The organism is Oerskovia sp. Root22 (assembly GCF_001429135.1).
In the GTDB taxonomy this organism is placed as follows: domain Bacteria; phylum Actinomycetota; class Actinomycetes; order Actinomycetales; family Cellulomonadaceae; genus Oerskovia; species Oerskovia enterophila.
In genome coordinates this window covers 78,899-94,842 of record NZ_LMIL01000014.1, presented here as the reverse complement: position 1 = coordinate 94,842, position 15,944 = coordinate 78,899, and the positions used below count along the sequence as shown (strand labels likewise).

Annotated in this window: 12 protein-coding genes and 1 pseudogene; 6 read left to right on the top strand and 7 right to left on the bottom strand. The window is 73.8% G+C overall.

Annotation, left to right across the window (positions count from 1 at the left end):
- Window positions 1-202: 202 nt before the first annotated feature.
- Entirely contained in the window at window positions 203-691 is a 489-nt protein-coding gene (locus ASE15_RS19925) for a MarR family winged helix-turn-helix transcriptional regulator (RefSeq protein WP_056654543.1), read from the bottom strand.
- A gap of 72 nt (window positions 692-763) precedes the next feature.
- Here ASE15_RS19925 and ASE15_RS19920 point away from each other — a divergent pair, with 72 nt between their 5' ends.
- The gene (locus tag ASE15_RS19920) at window positions 764-2,119 is read left to right on the top strand and encodes an FUSC family protein (RefSeq protein ID WP_056765484.1); all 1,356 of its coding nucleotides are present in this window, start codon (window positions 764-766) and stop codon (window positions 2,117-2,119) included.
- A gap of 16 nt (window positions 2,120-2,135) precedes the next feature.
- On the opposite strand, the gene ASE15_RS19915 is transcribed toward ASE15_RS19920, so the two are convergent.
- The 4 genes from ASE15_RS19915 to ASE15_RS19900 form a co-directional block, all read right to left on the bottom strand.
- Window positions 2,136-2,738: a GrpB family protein gene (locus ASE15_RS19915; RefSeq protein ID WP_056765469.1), complete on the bottom strand. Its 603-nt coding sequence runs from the start codon at window positions 2,736-2,738 to the stop codon at window positions 2,136-2,138.
- A 125-nt stretch (window positions 2,739-2,863) separates the two neighbouring features.
- Window positions 2,864-4,123, bottom strand: a complete 1,260-nt coding sequence (locus ASE15_RS19910) for a PhoH family protein (RefSeq protein WP_056654600.1) — start codon at window positions 4,121-4,123, stop codon at window positions 2,864-2,866.
- A gap of 463 nt (window positions 4,124-4,586) precedes the next feature.
- Window positions 4,587-6,287: a DHA2 family efflux MFS transporter permease subunit gene (locus ASE15_RS19905; RefSeq protein ID WP_082609166.1), complete on the bottom strand. Its 1,701-nt coding sequence runs from the start codon at window positions 6,285-6,287 to the stop codon at window positions 4,587-4,589.
- Window positions 6,288-6,371: 84 nt separating this feature from the next.
- On the bottom strand, window positions 6,372-7,007 hold the full coding sequence (locus ASE15_RS19900) for a PadR family transcriptional regulator (RefSeq protein ID WP_056765459.1): 636 nt from the start codon (window positions 7,005-7,007) through the stop codon (window positions 6,372-6,374).
- A gap of 663 nt (window positions 7,008-7,670) precedes the next feature.
- Between ASE15_RS19900 and ASE15_RS19895 the strand changes: the two genes are divergently transcribed.
- Window positions 7,671-8,816 carry a formylglycine-generating enzyme family protein gene (locus tag ASE15_RS19895; protein ID WP_056765549.1) on the top strand — a complete coding sequence of 382 codons (1,146 nt, stop codon included), beginning with the start codon at window positions 7,671-7,673 and terminating at the stop codon, window positions 8,814-8,816.
- Window positions 8,817-8,819: 3 nt separating this feature from the next.
- Window positions 8,820-9,395, top strand: a complete 576-nt coding sequence (locus ASE15_RS19890; RefSeq protein WP_056765456.1) for a DUF1697 domain-containing protein — start codon at window positions 8,820-8,822, stop codon at window positions 9,393-9,395.
- 5 nt (window positions 9,396-9,400) lie between these two features.
- On the opposite strand, the gene ASE15_RS19885 is transcribed toward ASE15_RS19890, so the two are convergent.
- A complete protein-coding gene (locus tag ASE15_RS19885) occupies window positions 9,401-10,174 on the bottom strand; it encodes a hypothetical protein (RefSeq protein ID WP_056765453.1) in 774 nt (257 codons plus the stop codon).
- A 378-nt stretch (window positions 10,175-10,552) separates the two neighbouring features.
- Here ASE15_RS19885 and nhaA point away from each other — a divergent pair, with 378 nt between their 5' ends.
- Complete coding sequence (nhaA, locus tag ASE15_RS19880; RefSeq protein WP_056765542.1) at window positions 10,553-11,821, top strand: Na+/H+ antiporter NhaA; 1,269 nt, start codon at window positions 10,553-10,555, stop codon at window positions 11,819-11,821.
- A gap of 146 nt (window positions 11,822-11,967) precedes the next feature.
- Window positions 11,968-13,842: an alpha/beta-hydrolase family protein gene (locus ASE15_RS19875; protein WP_082618639.1), complete on the top strand. Its 1,875-nt coding sequence runs from the start codon at window positions 11,968-11,970 to the stop codon at window positions 13,840-13,842.
- An 85-nt stretch (window positions 13,843-13,927) separates the two neighbouring features.
- Here the strand turns inward: ASE15_RS19875 and ASE15_RS19870 are convergent, their stop codons facing one another.
- Window positions 13,928-15,415: an MFS transporter gene (locus ASE15_RS19870; RefSeq protein ID WP_200960593.1), complete on the bottom strand. Its 1,488-nt coding sequence runs from the start codon at window positions 15,413-15,415 to the stop codon at window positions 13,928-13,930.
- 40 nt (window positions 15,416-15,455) lie between these two features.
- Between ASE15_RS19870 and ASE15_RS21645 the strand changes: the two are divergent.
- A pseudogene (locus ASE15_RS21645) lies at window positions 15,456-15,713 on the top strand (helix-turn-helix domain-containing protein); the annotation flags it as partial.
- Window positions 15,714-15,944 lie beyond the last annotated feature (231 nt).

Below are 15,944 nucleotides of genomic sequence, written 5' to 3'. Positions count from 1 at the left end.
CTCCAGAACGACTGAGGCAGCGGCGCCCTCGGGACGCGTGCCTCGGCGAGGACGACGGACGGCGTGGGCCGGGTGACTGCACCCGGCCCACGCCGTCCGTCGTTGCTCCGTCCTCCGATGCCGGACGCCCTGTCCGCGGCGGGGCTGGGCAGGGCAGGGCCGGCTGCAGCAGGGGCCGAACCACGGGCCCGCCACGCCAGGCTCAGTACTCGACCGGGTCCACCCGGCGCAGCACGATCGCGAGCAGCTCGGCGAGGCGCTCGCGCTCGTCGTCGGTGAGCCCGTCGAGCGCGGCACGTTCGCGGTCGAGCTGGGCGGGGAAGAGCTCGTCGACGAGGCGCTCACCCTCCTCGGTGAGCGATAGCAGCACCCCGCGCCGGTCGCGCTCGACGACGGTCCGCTCGACCAGGCCCTCGCGCTGGAGGTGGTCGAGCCGCTTGGTGATCGAGGCGCCGGGCGCGCGCGTGATGGTCGTGACCTCGCGTGCGCGCAGTGGCCGCCCCGCGCGCCGCAGGGCCGTGAGCACCTCGAGCTCGGGCCGGGTCAGGGACCGCTGCGCGAGGGCGGCGTCGCTCGCCTCGGCCAGGAGCGCCGCGATACGGGTGATCCGGCCGATCGAGTCGGCGGGCGACACGTCGACGTCGGGCATCTGCTCTGCCCACTGCTCGCGCAGGCGCTCCACGTAGTCCACGGGACCAGCGTAGTGCCCGGCCCAATTAGTTCACTAGTGAAACATCTGCGAACGAGGCGTATCCTGGACGGGATGCCACTCTCCTCGTCGACCGCCACCGTCATGCCCGCCCACGCCACCACCGAGCAGCACTCACCCGACCAACGCACCCCGGTCCGCACCGCCGCGCGCGAGGTCCTCGACCCCGCGCACCTGCGGGCCGCCCTGCGCCTCACCTCGGTCGACGCGACCCTCGCGGCAGCCCTGCGGTGCGGGGCGAGCGTCGCGCTCACGCTCGTCCTCGCCGCGACGAGCGGTCACCAGGAGCTCGCGGGCTTCGCGGCCCTCGGCGCCCTGACCTCGCTCTACGGCCGGTTCGACCCGTACCGCCGTCGCGCCGCGCTGCTCGCGCTGGTCGGCACGACCATGATCGGCTCGATCCTGCTCACGACCGCGGTCACGGCCGCGGGCGCCCCCGCCGCGGTGACGCTCGGGATCGTCGCGCTGCTCGCCGGCGGCATGACCGCGCTGTGCCAGCTCCTGCGCACGGGCGCACCCGGCGCCACGATCGTCGTCTTCGCCGCGGGCGCGGGCCTGGCGGGATCACCCGCGTTCGCCGACCTGGCCCCGCGAGGCCTCGCCGCGCTCCTGGGCGTCGTGGTCGCCTGCGTCGTGTGCCTGGCAGGATTTCTGGTCCGGCCGAGCGGTCCGGCACGGCTGGCGGTGCGGCGCGCGACGCTCGCCGCCGAGGCCGCAGCCCTCGCACCCGACGACCGTGGCGCCGTCGGGCGGGCACGGGACGCCGTGGCCCTCGCCCGGACCGTCCTCGCCGACGACGCCTCGCACGGCCGCACGCGCGTGACCGCGCTGCGGCTCGCCGACGAGCTCTCCGGCGCGGCCGGGACGCCCGCCGACCTCCCCTCACGCCTCTCGTTGCGCGCGACCGCCCGCGCGTCGCTCACCGACGGAGGCTGGGGTCTGCGCGCGGCGCGCGTGACGCTCGCAGCGGCCGCCGCGGCGGGGCTCGCGCAGGTCGCCGGGTTCGGGCACCCGGCCTGGGCCGCGATGGGCGCCACCGCGACGCTCCAGGGCACGACGACGCAGCACGCCGTGGTCCGTGCGCTCCAGCGGGCGCTCGGCACGGTCGCGGGCGCCCTGATCGCGTGGCCGCTGCTCGACGCGCACCTCGGCTTCTGGGCGACCGCGGCGCTCGTCGTCGTGCTCCAGGTCGTGACCGAGATCGTCGTGGGGCGTCACTACGGCCTCGCGATGCTGACCATCACGCCCATGGCCCTGCTCATGACGTCGCTCGGCGGGTCGGGCGAGGGCATCGCGCTGGACCGGGCCCTCGACACCGCGGTCGGCGCCCTGGTCGGCGTGCTCGCCGTGGTGCTGGTCCACGCGCGGAGCCGTCCGGCAGCACCCCTCGCCGGAGATGCCGCGGTCTGAGCCAGGGGCTTCGAGCCTAGGCTCGCACCCGGCGCTCGATCTCGTCCTGCACCTCGTCGAAGAACACGGTCTTGGCTCGCGTGTAGTCGTCGTAGTCGCCGTCCTCCGCGTGCTCGCGAGCCAGCCGGCTCTTGAGGCGCTCGTACTGCGCACGCCGGCGCGGGTCGTCGCGCAGGAGGTCCCGGAGCGCGACGGTGTACGCGCCCCAGGGCGAGTCGGACCGCCGGACGTGCAGGATCGCGGCGGGCACGGCCGAGACGAAGAGGGACTTCCTCCAGAGGGTCTCGTCGTCGCGTCCCGTTCGCCCTCGCGGGAGATCGAACGTGACACCCGGGGAGTCGGGCCTGCTGCCGTGCGCCTGACGGAAGGTCGTCGACCCGAGGGCGTGCGCCCAGTCCTCGACAGGAAGCAGCACCGGGACACGCACCTGGAGATCGAGGAAGGGCTTGGCGGCGAGCCCGGGGACCGCCGTGGACCCGATGTGGTCGTAGCGCATCTCGTCCGCTCCCTCGAGGGGAGCGAACGCACGACGCACGTCCGCGAGAAGGGCCGCGGCCCGCTCGCCCCACGCCGGGTCCGAGGGGACGAGGACCGCGGGACTTTGCTGACCTGTGCTCATCGCACCGAGTATGCCGGTCGACGTCGGAGAGCCGACCTTCGGACGGGCCCGAGCGAGGCATCGTGCACGGTCGTGGCCCCCGGTCCGTGAGGACCGGGGGCCACGACGCACCGGATCCGGCGAGGTCAGACCTCGATGCTCTCCAGCATCTCGGTCACGAGCGCCGCGACGGGAGAGCGCTCGGAGCGCGTGAGGGTCACGTGCGCGAACAGCGGGTGCCCCTTGAGCGCCTCGATCACCGCGGCGACGCCGTCGTGCCGACCGACGCGCAGGTTGTCGCGCTGGGCCACGTCGTGCGTGAGGACGACCCGGGAGGACTGCCCGATGCGCGAGAGCACGGTCAGCAGGACGTTGCGCTCGAGCGACTGGGCCTCGTCGACGATGACGAACGCGTCGTGGAGCGAGCGCCCGCGGATGTGGGTCAGGGGCAGGACCTCGAGCACGTCGCGGTCCACGACCTCGTCCATGACCTCCTTGGACACGAGCGCGCCCAGGGTGTCGAACACGGCCTGCGCCCACGGGTTCATCTTCTCGGCCTCGGAGCCGGGCAGGTAGCCGAGCTCCTGGCCGCCCACGGCGTACAGGGGGCGGAAGACCATGATCTTGCGGTGCTGCCTCTTCTCGAGCACGGCCTCGAGGCCCGCGCAGAGCGCGAGCGCGGACTTGCCCGTCCCGGCGCGCCCGCCGAGCGACACGATCCCGATCTCCTGGTCGAGCAGCAGGTCGATCGCGATGCGCTGCTCGGCCGAGCGCCCGTGCACGCCGAACACGTCCTGGTCCCCCCGGACGAGCTGCACGTGCTTGTCGGCCGTGACGCGACCCAGCGCGGAACCCCGCGGCGAGTGGATCACGAGCCCCGAGTGCACCAGGAGCGGCTCGGCGGCCGCGACCGTGGCGGCGTCGAGAGCCGAGAGCTCGACCGACTCGTGCTCCCACAGGTCGGCCATCTGCTCGTCGCTCACGTCGATCTCGCCCATGCCCGTCCAGCCCGAGTCGATCGCGAGCTCGGCCCGGTACTCCTCGGCCCGCAGCCCCACGGCGGAGGCCTTGACCCGCATGGGCAGGTCCTTGGACACCACGGTCACGTCGCAGCCCTCGCTCGCGAGGTTGGCCGCGACCGACAGGATGCGCGTGTCGTTGTCGCCCAGGCGGAACCCGGCGGGGAGCACCGTCGGGTCCGTGTGGTTGAGCTCGACCCGCAGCGTCCCGCCGACGGCCCCCACGGGCAGCGGGGCGTCGAGCCGACCGTGCTTGACCCGCAGGTCGTCGAGCATGCGCAGCGCGCTGCGGGCGAAGTACCCGAGCTCGGCGTGGTGCCGCTTGGCCTCCAGCTCGGTGATGACGACGACGGGGAGGACGACGTCGTGCTCGGCGAAGCGCAGCATCGCTCGCGGGTCGGACAGGAGCACGGACGTGTCGATGACGAAGGTACGACGGGCCGCGGAGGTCGCGGGGTCGGGGCTCGTCGGGTCAGGGGACGCGACGCCCGTGACGTCGGGTGCAGCTCCAGAAGCAGAGGCGGTTCGGACCACAGCAGGCTCCCTCCGGCGCGCGGCGCCGTTCTCGCTGGGTGGGGCAGGCGACCGGCCGACGGATGGCCGGTGCCGGCCCTCCTGCGCGGAGCAGAAACTCCATCGGATGGCCTCCCGGAGGACGACGTGTGTCGTCCGTCACGCTCGAAACTACGCCCGTGAAGTTCGGCCGTGTCGACCTGACACGCCGCGCGTCCGAGATGTCACCTGCCGTTCACGCGAGCAGGGCTCGCCCACCCCCTGGGACGGGGCGGGCGAGCCCCGGGGGCCCGACGGCGGCACGTGCGCTCCGCCGTCGGGCACCGTCCGCGAGTGCTCAGTCCGCGTGCGCGACGTGCGTCGCGCGCATGGCGAGCGCCGCGACGAGCCCGATCACCAGGACCGCCGACGTGACGAGCAGCGTCTGCCCGACCGCGACCGAGAAGCCCTGGTGCAGCGCGGTCGTGGCGGCCTCGCGGATCTGCGCCGCGGCCTCGGGCGGGATGCCGGCGGGCAGCTCCATGGCCTGGGCTCCCCCGGTGAACGCCCCGCCGGCCGACGCGAAGCCGTCGACGAACGGCTGACGCAGGTCGGCGGGCAGGCCCGCCGCGGCGTCGCGCGCGGCCGCGGGCAGGGTCGCCGAGAGCCGGCTCGTGAGGGTCGCGACGATCGCGGCCGAGCCGATCACGCCGCCCACCTGGCGGAACGTGTTGAACGCGCCCGCACCGGCGCCCGCCGTGCGGTGGTCGAGCCCCGAGGTCGCGAGGTTCGCGAGCGGCGAGAACACGGCCCCGGTCCCGATCCCGAACAGGGTCATGGGCGCGACGATGGACAGGGTGCTCGCGTCGGGCGTGATCGCGACGCTCAGCCACACGACCGAGGCGGCGAGCAGCGCGAAGCCCGTCGCGACGACCCACTTGGCCGGGATCCGGTCGGACAACCTGCCGGCGAACGGCGCCACGACGCCGGACACGAGCGATCCCGGCAGGTTGATGAGCGCGGCCTCGATCGGCGAGAGCCCCAGGATCGACTGCAGGAAGATCGTCAGCGGGAAGAAGATCCCGATCATCCCGAACGACACGGCCATGCCGGACACGTTCGCGAGCGAGAAGTTGCGCGAGTGGAACAGCGTGAGCGGCAGCAGGGCGCGGTCGCCCAGGTGCCGCTGCCACAGCACGAACGCCGCGAGCACCAGGACGCCCAGGCCGATGATCGACCAGATGGTGAGCGGTCCCACGACGGTGCCCCAGTGGTAGGTCTCGCCCTCCTGCAGGCCGAACACGAACAGGAACAGGCCCACGATCGAGAGCGCGACGCCGATCATGTCGAAGCTGCGCTTGTTGGTGGGAAGCGACGGCAGGCTCCGCAGCGCCAGGACGAGAGCCACGACGCCCACGGGGATGTTGACGAAGAAGATCCACTCCCAGCCCCAGGTCTCGACGAACACGCCGCCGAGCAGCGGGCCCGCGATGGTCGCGACGCCCGCGACCGCTCCCCACAGACCCATCGCGGCCCCGCGCTGGCGCGGCGGGAAGACGCGCGTGATCATCGACATGGTCTGCGGGGTCATGAGTGCCGCGCCGACGCCCTGGACCGCGCGCGCCACGATGAGCATCTCGACCGATCCCGACAGCCCGCACCACAGCGACGAGAGCGTGAAGACCACGAGGCCCAGGACGAACACGGGCTTGGGGCCGAACCTGTCACCCAGGCGCCCGGCGAGCAGGAGGAGCACCGCGTAGCTGAGCAGGTAGGCGCTGTTGACCCAGCCCACCGCGGTCAGGGTCGTGTCGAACGTGTCGACCAGCGTGGGGACCGCGATGTTCACGATCGTGGTGTCGACCATGATCATGAAGAAGCCCAGGCACAGCGCGGGCAGGATGCTCCACGGGCTGCGCCCGCCGAGGTCGACGAGCGGTGGTCCGGCAGGAGCACCGGCCGGCGGGCCCGCGGGCGCGTCGGCGGGGGCGGGTGGCGTGGCGGGGTCCGTCCGGGTGCCGGCCGTCGGCAGGCTCCCGGAAGAGGGTGGCGTGGTCATGGGTGGTCCTCGGGGCTCGGAGAGGTGCGGGGGTGTGCGAGAAGGCTGCGCGAGCAGCGGTACCGGCGTGACGCCGGCGGCCCGTCAGGGCACGTGATCCGTCGCTGCCGCGTGCGAGCGGGCGGCAGCGAAGTCACGGAAGGACTGCGGGACGGACTCGTCCCAGTCCAGGGCTCCGGAGTCGAGGTCGGCGAGCAGGCCGTCGAGCCAGGCCAGCTCGGACTCGATCCGGTGGATGTCGTACTCGACGTCGAGCAGGAGGCGACGCGGCAGCCCGTGGTGCCGGACGACGTCGTACCTGCTGGTGTAGGAGGCGAGCTCGTCGGCCGTCGCGGTCCGGCGGGCACGCAGCGCGTCGACCGCGCTCTGGCGGTCGATCGCGTGGGCCTGGGACAGGGCGAGCGGGAAGCACGGGTGCTCGCGCCGGGGGTGACCGAGGAGCAGGGCCGTGCGGTCCGCGAACGCGTCCCGCCCGGCGTCCGTCAGCCGGTACGTGGTCCGCTGGGGCCGGTTGCCCTCGCGGTCGGTGCCGACCACCTCGACGTACCCGTCCGCCGCGAGGCGGTCCATCGCGTGGTAGACCGAGCCCGGCGTGATGCTCGCGAGCCGGTCGTCCCCGCGCTGCTTGAGCGTCTGGTGGACCTGGTAGGGGTGCATGGGCTGCTCGTGGAGGAGCCCGAGGAGGAGGAGAGCGGCGGCGGACAGCTCCTTGCGTGCCATGCTCTCGCCTCCTGACGGCGGTTCGTTCGTTCGTTCGTCGCTTGGTTCGGGCGGCCGGGCGGGCCGTGATGGTCGGCGGGGCCAACCGACCGACGGGCCGGGCGCTCGCGCCGAGCGCTCGGACGCGTTCGCTCCCCCAGGAATATTCCCGTCGGAATATACGCCCAAGCGACCGCCGGGTCGAGAGAGAAGCCCCCGCCGTGGGGCACGTCACGCGCCCGGGACGTGGTCCGCCGAGGTAGAGGGCCGGCGTCGAGGTAGAGGGCACGAACCCTCTACCTCGACGGCCGGCCTCCACCTCGCGTTACATGGCCCGACGGACACGACAGAGGTGCTCGACTGCTGCCGAGGTGTTGACTACTCCCGCCACCGCTCGCGGCACTAGGCTCGGTCGGGCGGGTCGTGCGAGCAGGCCGGGCGGCATCGCTGCAGGTCACAGCACACCCGACGGCCGCCCACCAGCGGCGTCGGCGCGGCGGCAGGCACACGCGGCGGCAGGCACAGCCCGCCACCGGAGCAGCACCGGGGCGGTATCAGAGCAGTATCGAGAACGAGCTCGACACGAGGAGACGCATGGACACGGCAGCGGGCACGTCATCGGCACCCGAGCAGGCACGAGGTCCGGTCGGCGAGACGACGGCGGGCGCCGCCCTGCCCGGCTTGATGCCGGGCCCGACAGCCCGCTCGACGACGGGCGGAACCTCGCCCCTCTCGCCCCTGGTCCCGCTGCCCGGCGGCACCTACCGGCGGGGATCGACCGATTTCTACCCCGACGAGGCCCCGGTCCACGAGGTCACGGTCGGCCCGTTCGAGATCGAGCAGCACCCCGTGACCAACGCGCAGTTCGCGGCGTTCGTCGACGCGACGGGCTACGTCACGGTCGCCGAGCGCCCGCTCGACCCGGCCGACTACCCGGGCGTCGCGGTCGAGGACCTCCAGCCGGGGGCGCTCGTCTTCACCCCGACCGCGGGCCCGGTGAACCTCTCCGACTGGCGCCAGTGGTGGCGCTGGCAGCCCGGGGCCCGGTGGAGCGCACCGCACGGCCCGGGCAGCTCGATCACCGGGCGCGAGGACCACCCGGTCGTGCAGGTCTCGTTCGAGGACGCCCAGGCGTACGCGGCGTGGGCGGGCCGGTCGCTCCCGACCGAGGCCGAGTGGGAGTACGCGGGTCGCGGCGGGCTCGACGGCGCGCGGTTCGCCTGGGGCGACGAGTACCGGCCCGACGGCGAGCTGCTCGCGAACCACTGGCAGGGCTCGTTCCCCTACCGGAACACGGGCGCGCGGGGCTGGGTGGGCACGAGCCCTGTGGGGACGTTCCCCGCGAACGGGTTCGGGCTCGCCGACATGACGGGCAACGTCTGGGAGTGGACGTCGTCCTTCTACACCCCCAGCCACGCGGCCGACGCGCGCACGGCCGAGGAGGTCGCGGCCGCGCGCGACGCGCTCACGATCGAGATCCCCGCGTGCTGCGCGCCGAGCACGGGCGCGGCCATGGCAGCGGCCCACCCCGCCCCGCACGACCCCCTGGGCAGCCGGGCGACGGTCGAGGGGGCCGGCGACGCACCCGCCGACTCCTCGGACGCGCTCGCGGCCGCGAGCGCCGAGCCCGGCTCGGCGATCCCTCGCAAGGTCCTCAAGGGCGGGTCGCACCTGTGCGCACCGGAGTACTGCCTGCGCTACCGGCCCGCGGCTCGTTCTCCCCAGGCGGTCGACACCGCGACGAGCCACATCGGCTTCCGCTGCGTGGTCCGCCCGCCCGTGGCGGTGGCGCCGAGCATGCCGGCCTCGACGCGCAACCTGCTGGGCTGAGGCGTGGCCGGGTCCGGTGTCCCGTCGGCCTGCGCGGTGCTGCTGCGCGGGGTGAACGTGGGAGGGGGCCGCAAGGTCCCCTCCGCAGACCTGCGCGCGGTCGCGCAGGACGCGGGGTTCGCGGACGCGCGCACGCTCCTGAACAGCGGGAACCTCGTCGTCTCGCCGGGGACGTCGGGAGCCTCGGGGCCCGACGACGTCGCGCGCCTCGTGCGCGCGGGGCTCGCCCGGCGCCTGGGGCTGGACGTCGACGTGCTCGCGCTGACGGGCGCGGACCTCGAGCGGGCGGTCACGGCGAACCCGTTTCCCGAGGCCGCGAGCCAGGACCCGTCGCACCTGCTGCTGACGTTCTACCCTGCGGCACCTGATCCCGAACGGGTCGCCGCCCTCGACCCGCTGAGCTACGGGGTCGAGCACATGGCGTGGTCCGGGCCTGTCAGCTACACCTGGTACCAGGGCGGTGTCGGGACCTCGAGGCTCACGCCCGCGGTGCTGCTGCGGGCGGTCGGGCTGTGGGGCACGGCGCGGAACTGGAACACGGTGACCAAGCTCGCCGGGCTGGTCGCCGAGGCGGGCTGACGGCCTCAGGCGCGGCGCTCGACGCCGACCGCCCCCGTGGGGGCAGCCGGGGAAGCCGGTCGCCAGTGCTGGGCGGCCCCGTCGTCCCGTACGACGACCCCGATCGCCGCAAGGTCTGCTCGCAGCGCGCGGACGTGGTCGGTCTTTCCCGCGTCCATCAGGCCGGCCCGTGCCCGCAGGAGCGCGTCGGCGCCCGTGGGAAGCCCCGGGTCGCCGATCTCCCAGCGGCGGTAGGCCGCACGGAACGGGTCGCCGGTCTCCCGCCAGGGCCACCCGTGGCTCGTGAACGCCTCCCGGACCTTCGCGAAGGGCAGGTCCGCGGGCCACCGACCGACCTCCCGCTCGCCTGCGAGGAGGACGATCTCCTGGTCCTCGACGTACACGTCCGTCACGTCGGACCGCCCGAGGGTCTCGAGGGTGTCCTTGGTCCTGAACCCGGCCCCCGTGGACGTCACGGCGATGCGCCCCATGGTCTCGACCAGGTGCTGGGCGAGGACCGCCCCGAGGAGAGCGCCCAGGATCCCGAGCCCGACGACCGTGCACGCCCCCCACCTGTCGGCGAGCGTGTCGACCGACCGGGCGATGCCCTGCCACGGCGCCCACGACAGACCGGCCATCCAGGCCGCGAGCCAGCGCAGGCCGACCCCGGCCACGGCGCCGAGGACCGGGAGGACGACGCGGAGGAACAGCGTGTCGGCGGACGAGCACCCGACGACGGTCTCCTCCGGGGTGCCAGGAGGGACGTCGGGCTCGGGCCGGTCGGAGAGTTTCTCGTACACCTGTCCATGCTCCCGTGGGCGAGGTGTCCGAGACATCCCCCTTTCGGCGGACCTGTCGCCCGCCGAGGTCCACCTTCCGGCGTCCCCGGGCGATCCCACCGTCCTCCTTCAGGACCGTCCACCGAGAGCCGGCCCAGACCGACCGAGCCGCTCGACCGGTAAGATGGGAGGCTGGTGTGCCGGGAAGTCTGGTCGGCGTGACGTCGACGACCCCTCAACCGCAGGAGACCTGTGAGCACGCACGAGCAGCACACCCCCACCCCGGACGACTCCCCTCGCACGAGCGACGCGACCCCCGGCCCGGCGACCGCGGACGGTGCGACGAACCTCCCGGCGAGCGCGTCGCCGTCGGGCAGCCAGAACCCCGCCCCCGCTCCCCTGCCGACGACGCGCCCCACCGCTGCGCAGCGCTGGAAGCGCTGGGTCACGCGCGAGACCACGGGCGGTGCGCTCCTCATCGGGGCCGCGATCATCGCGCTCGTGTGGGCCAACTCGCCCTGGCGTGCGGCGTACTTCGACCTGTCCGCGCTGACGTTCGGTCCCGAGGCGCTGCACCTCGACCTGTCGCTGTCCACGTGGGCCGCCGACGGGCTGCTGGCCATCTTCTTCTTCGTGGTCGGCGTCGAGCTCAAGCAGGAGTTCGTCTCGGGCTCGCTGCGCAACCCGCGCCAGGCCGGGGTGCCCATGCTCGCGGCCGTGGGCGGCATGGTCGTGCCCGCGATCCTCTACGTCACCGTCGCGCTGTGGGGCGGGGGCGCCGACGCGGTGCACGGCTGGGCCATCCCGACCGCGACCGACATCGCGTTCGCGCTCGCGGTCCTCGCAGTGTTCGGCCGCGGGCTCCCGACCGCGATCCGCACGTTCCTGCTCACGCTCGCCGTGGTCGACGACCTGCTCGCGATCGTCGTCATCGCGGTCTTCTACACCGAGACGCTGCACTGGGCCCCGCTGGGCCTGGCGCTCGTGGGCGTCGCGCTGTTCGCGTTCCTGGTGCGCCGACGCCGGACGCACTGGTGGCTCCTGCTCCCGCTCGCGTTCGTCGTCTGGGCCCTGGTCCACGCGTCCGGGATCCACGCGACCGTCGCGGGCGTGCTCCTGGGCTTCACGGTCCCGGCCGTCGTCCTGTTCGGCGAGAAGTCCTCGCGCACGCACCAGTACGAGCACGTGGTCCGGCCCGTCTCCGCGGGGATCGCGCTGCCGATCTTCGCGTTCTTCGCGGCCGGCGTCTCGCTGGTCGACGGCGGCGGGGTCGGCGAGATGATCGGCCAGCCGGTCGCGATCGGCATCATCGTGGGGCTCGTGGTCGGCAAGGGCATCGGCGTGCTCGGCGTCACGGCGCTCGTGACGAGGCTGACGCCGCTGCGCCTCGCCCCCGGTATCGGGGTGCGCGACCTGCTGCCCGTGGGCCTGCTCGCCGGGATCGGGTTCACGGTCTCGCTGCTCATCGCCGAGCTGTCGTTCCCCGACTCCGAGCACACCGAGTCGGCCAAGGCCGCGGTCCTGCTGGCGTCGGTGATCTCGGCCCTGCTCGCGGCCGCCGCGCTGCGCTGGGACGCGCGGCGCAAGCGCTCGAACGACATGAACGAGGACGGGCTGCCCGACGACGTCTCGACGTACATCGGCGACGCGGCCGACGACGAGCGCTGAGCAGGGCCCTGGCAGGGCGAGTGGGCCGGAGGGCCGGAACCGCAGGCGCTCCGTCCCCCGGCCCGTCGGGCCCGTCCGGCCCCCGGCTCGTCCGCTTCACCCGGCGCCCGGTGGCGCGAACCCACCAGCCCCGTACGATCGCACCCGTGCAGCCAGACGTCACGCAGAAGCCCGAGAACGCTCCGGACGCCGGCGCGCCCGAGGTCGCCGAGGCCGTCGGCCAGGCCGAACCTGCCGGGCCGACGGACGAGCCCGGCGCGCGCTCGACCACGCCCGACGGCGAGCCGGGCGCCCGGCCGTCGCGGCGCCGTCGGGCGTGGGCGTGGCTCCAGCACTACGCACGGCGATTCTCCACGACCGGGCTCGTCCTCGCCCTCCTGTTCTTCTGCTACTCGCTCACGCCCTCGCTCATCCCCCGCGCCTGGTACTACCAGGCGCTCATCACGGGCATGAGCATGGTCGGCGGGTACGGGATCGGGGCGTTCGTCGAGTGGTTCGCCCTCAAGGTGGGCCTGCGGATCCGCTGGAGCCCGCGCGTGAGCCGGATCGCCTGGTGGGTCCTGGGGGCCGCGACGATCGTCCTCGTGCCGCTCTTCCTGGTGCTCGGCGCGCGCTGGCAGCACGAGCTGCGCGCCCTGTTCGGCATGCCCGAGCAGGCGCCGGCCAACGACGTCGCGGTCGTGTTCGTCGCGGTCCTCATCGCGATCGGCGTCCTGCAGCTCGGCCGCGCGCTGCGCCGCGTCGCGCAGTGGGTGAGCCTGCTGGTCGACAACATCATGCCCAAGCCGATCGCCCGCTTCCTGAGCGGGGTGATCGTCGCGGTCGTGGTCGTGCTGCTCTTCAACGGCGTGATCTGGGCCGGGGCGCTGCACATGCTCAACAACGTCTACGCGAGCGCCAACGAGCAGATCGACCCGAAGCTCGCCCCGCCGACCTCGCCCGACCGGTCGGGCTCGCCCGAGTCCGGCTCGTCCTGGGAGTCTCTCGGCGCCGAGGGGCGCCGGTTCGTGGCGCTCGGCCCCACGCAGGCCGAGCTGACAGAGTTCGCGGCAGGCGGCGACGTGATCGACCCGGCAGACGTCCAGGAGCCCATCCGCGTGTACGCGGGCCTCGACCCCGAGGGCGACCTCGACGCGACCGCGCAGCGCGTGGTCGACGAGCTCGACCGCACGAACGCCTGGGACCGCTCGGTCCTGGTCGTGGCCACCACGACCGGCACGGGCTGGGTGGACCCCGGCATGAGCAACTCGCTCGAGCTCATGCACGGCGGCGACACCGCGATCGCCTCGATGCAGTACTCGTACCTGCCGAGCTGGATCAGCTTCGTCGGTGACCGGAGCACCCCGCCGAACGCGGGCAAGGCGCTCTACGAGGCCGTGTACGAGGCGTGGTCGAAGCAGCCCGAGGACTCGCGTCCCCGGCTCATGGCGTTCGGGATCTCGCTCGGCTCGTTCGGCGCGCAGGGCGCGTTCAGCGGCCTGCAGGACATGACGACCCGCACGGACGGCGCCATGTTCGTGGGCACGCCCAACTTCACGCCCAACTGGACCGACTTCACGACCCACCGCGACGCCGGCTCGCTCGAGTACTCGCCCGTGTACGAGGAGGGCGCACAGGTCCGGTGGGGCACCGAGGTCTCGAGCGCGGCCAACATCTGGTCCGTGCCCGGCACGTGGGAGACCCCGCGCGTCGTGTACGTCCAGCACGCGTCCGACGGCGTCACGTGGTGGTCCCCCACGACGCTGTGGTCCGAGCCCGACTGGATGCGCGAGCCCCACGGGCCCGACGTGCTCGACGCCGTCGAGTGGCGACCCGTCGTGACGTTCTGGCAGCTCACGGGCGACCTGTTCGTGGCCGCTGCCTCCGACATCCCCGCGGGTCACGGGCACGTCTACTACCTCGAGTACGCCGACGGCTGGTCGGCGCTCAATGCCCCCGACGGCTGGGACGAGGACGAGACCCTGCGCCTCAAGGAGCAGATGCTGACCAAGCAGCCGGCCGCGTCGAGCTCGACGGGCTGAGGCACCCGCTCCCCGCGCCCGACGGCGGCGCGCACCTTCTCGGGGAGGGTGCGCGCCGCCGTCGTCGTTCCTGGGCGAGCACAGGTCAGGCGCGAGCGACGCCCGCGCGCGCCGACGGCAGCGCCCCCGCGACCACCAGCGCGACAAGACCCACGACGGCGGCGAGCCCGAAGGCCACCGAGAACGGGGTCGTCGAGGAGACGGTCCCGCCCTGGACCACGGCCCCCGCCAGGAGCGCGGTCGTGACCGGGGCCGCGACGGCCGACCCGACCGTGCGCAGCACCGCGTTGAGCCCCGTGGCGGCCGCGACCTCGTCGGCCGGCGAGAGCATCGTCACGAGCTGCGCGCACACCGCGAACCCGATCCCGTTGCCGAGCCCGAGGAGCGTGAAGAACACCAGGACGGACCACATCTCGCCCGGCCAGACGGCCAGGCCCGCCCCCGCGACGGCCATGACCAGGACGGCCGTGATCGCCAACGACTTGGCGCCGAAGCGGATGCTCAGCGCCGGAGCGACGCGCCCGCCCACGAACACCAGGACCGCGCTGGGGAGCAGCACCAGACCGGTCTGCGTGACCGTGAGTCCCGACCCGGCGCTGGGCTGCGCCTGGAGGATCAGCGGCAGGCTCACGTAGAACACGTAGGGCACGAACCCGAGGGCGAGGGTCAGGACGCTCGTGATCACGAGCGACCGGTTGCGGAACGTGCGCACGTCGACCAGGGGCGCGGCCGACCGCAGCTCGACCAGGACCAGCACGGCCAGGGCGCAGATCGCCGCGAGCCCGACGCCCCAGGTCAGCGGCGACGTCCACCCCCACGACCGGCCCTGGGAGACCGCGAGCAGCAACCCTGCGAGACCTCCCGCGAGCAGGATCGTCCCCGCCCAGTCGGTGCGCGCCGCGCGTCCCGCAGGACGGACGCGTGCCGCCGGGACCCAGGCAAGAACCATCGCGAGCGCGACGAGGACCAGGGCCGCGGTCGACCAGAAGAGCCAGTGCCACGAGAGGGACTCGACGATCAGACCACCCAGGACCAGCGCGACGCCCGCCCCGACGCCGACCATCCCGGACAGCCACCCGAGGGCGGTGACCAGGTGCCGCCCGTCGAGCGACCGGCGCGAGATCGCGAGGGCCAGCGGGAAGGTCGCGGTGCTCACGCCCTGGACGACGCGCGCCGCGAGCAGGACGCCCAGGTTGGGTGCGAGGCCCGCGGCCACGGTCGCCGCGGCGAAGACGACGAGCGTGACGACGAGGACCCGACGGTGCCCGTAGCGGTCGCCGAGCGAGCCGACGACAGGGGCGAGCACGGCACCCGCGACGAGGAAGGCCGTGAGGATCCATCCCGTCCCCTGCGGCCCCGACCCGAGGGCCTCGCCCAGCGTCGGGAGGGCCGGCACCAGGAGCGTCTGCATGAGCGAGAAGGCCAGGACCGCGGTCGAGAGGGCAAGGATCACCAGGGCCGGCCTGGCCCGCACTCCCGAGCCGCTCTCTCCGGGCGGGGCCGACGGCGCCGTGGCCGTGGCCGTGGCCGTGCCGGGAAGGGTGGCGGTGGACGTGGGGGCAGGACGGGTCACGGGCACGGCTCTCGGTCGATGGCCGGCGGACCGGCAGCAGATGGAACGGAACGGAATCTCCGTTCCGTTCCAAAATAGCATCCACGACGGCTACCGTGAAGGCATGCCTCCGGACCCGACCTCGCCGCCGCTCGCCGGTCGCAAGCGCGAAGCCCTCGCCAACGACCGCAACGTGCTGGTCGCAGCGCGCGAGGTCTTCTCCCTCCACGGTCCCGAGGCGACGATCGCGCAGGTCGCCGAGCGGGCAGGCGTCGGCGTCGGGACGGTCTACCGGCGCTACAGCACCAAGAACGCCCTGGTCCGCGCGCTGCACGTCGCGGCGATCGACGAGCTCGCGCAGATCGCGCGCGAGTGCGCCCACGAGGCCGGCACCGCGGAGGTCGCCGCGACGGGTGCCGTCGAGACCTTCCTGCGGCGGCACATCCTCGAGTCGTTCGGCCCGCTCATCATCTCCTCGGGCGAGCACCCGCCCGCGACGCCCGAGGTCGACACCGCGTCCGCCGCGTTGCACGGGGCGCTCGAGGAGCTC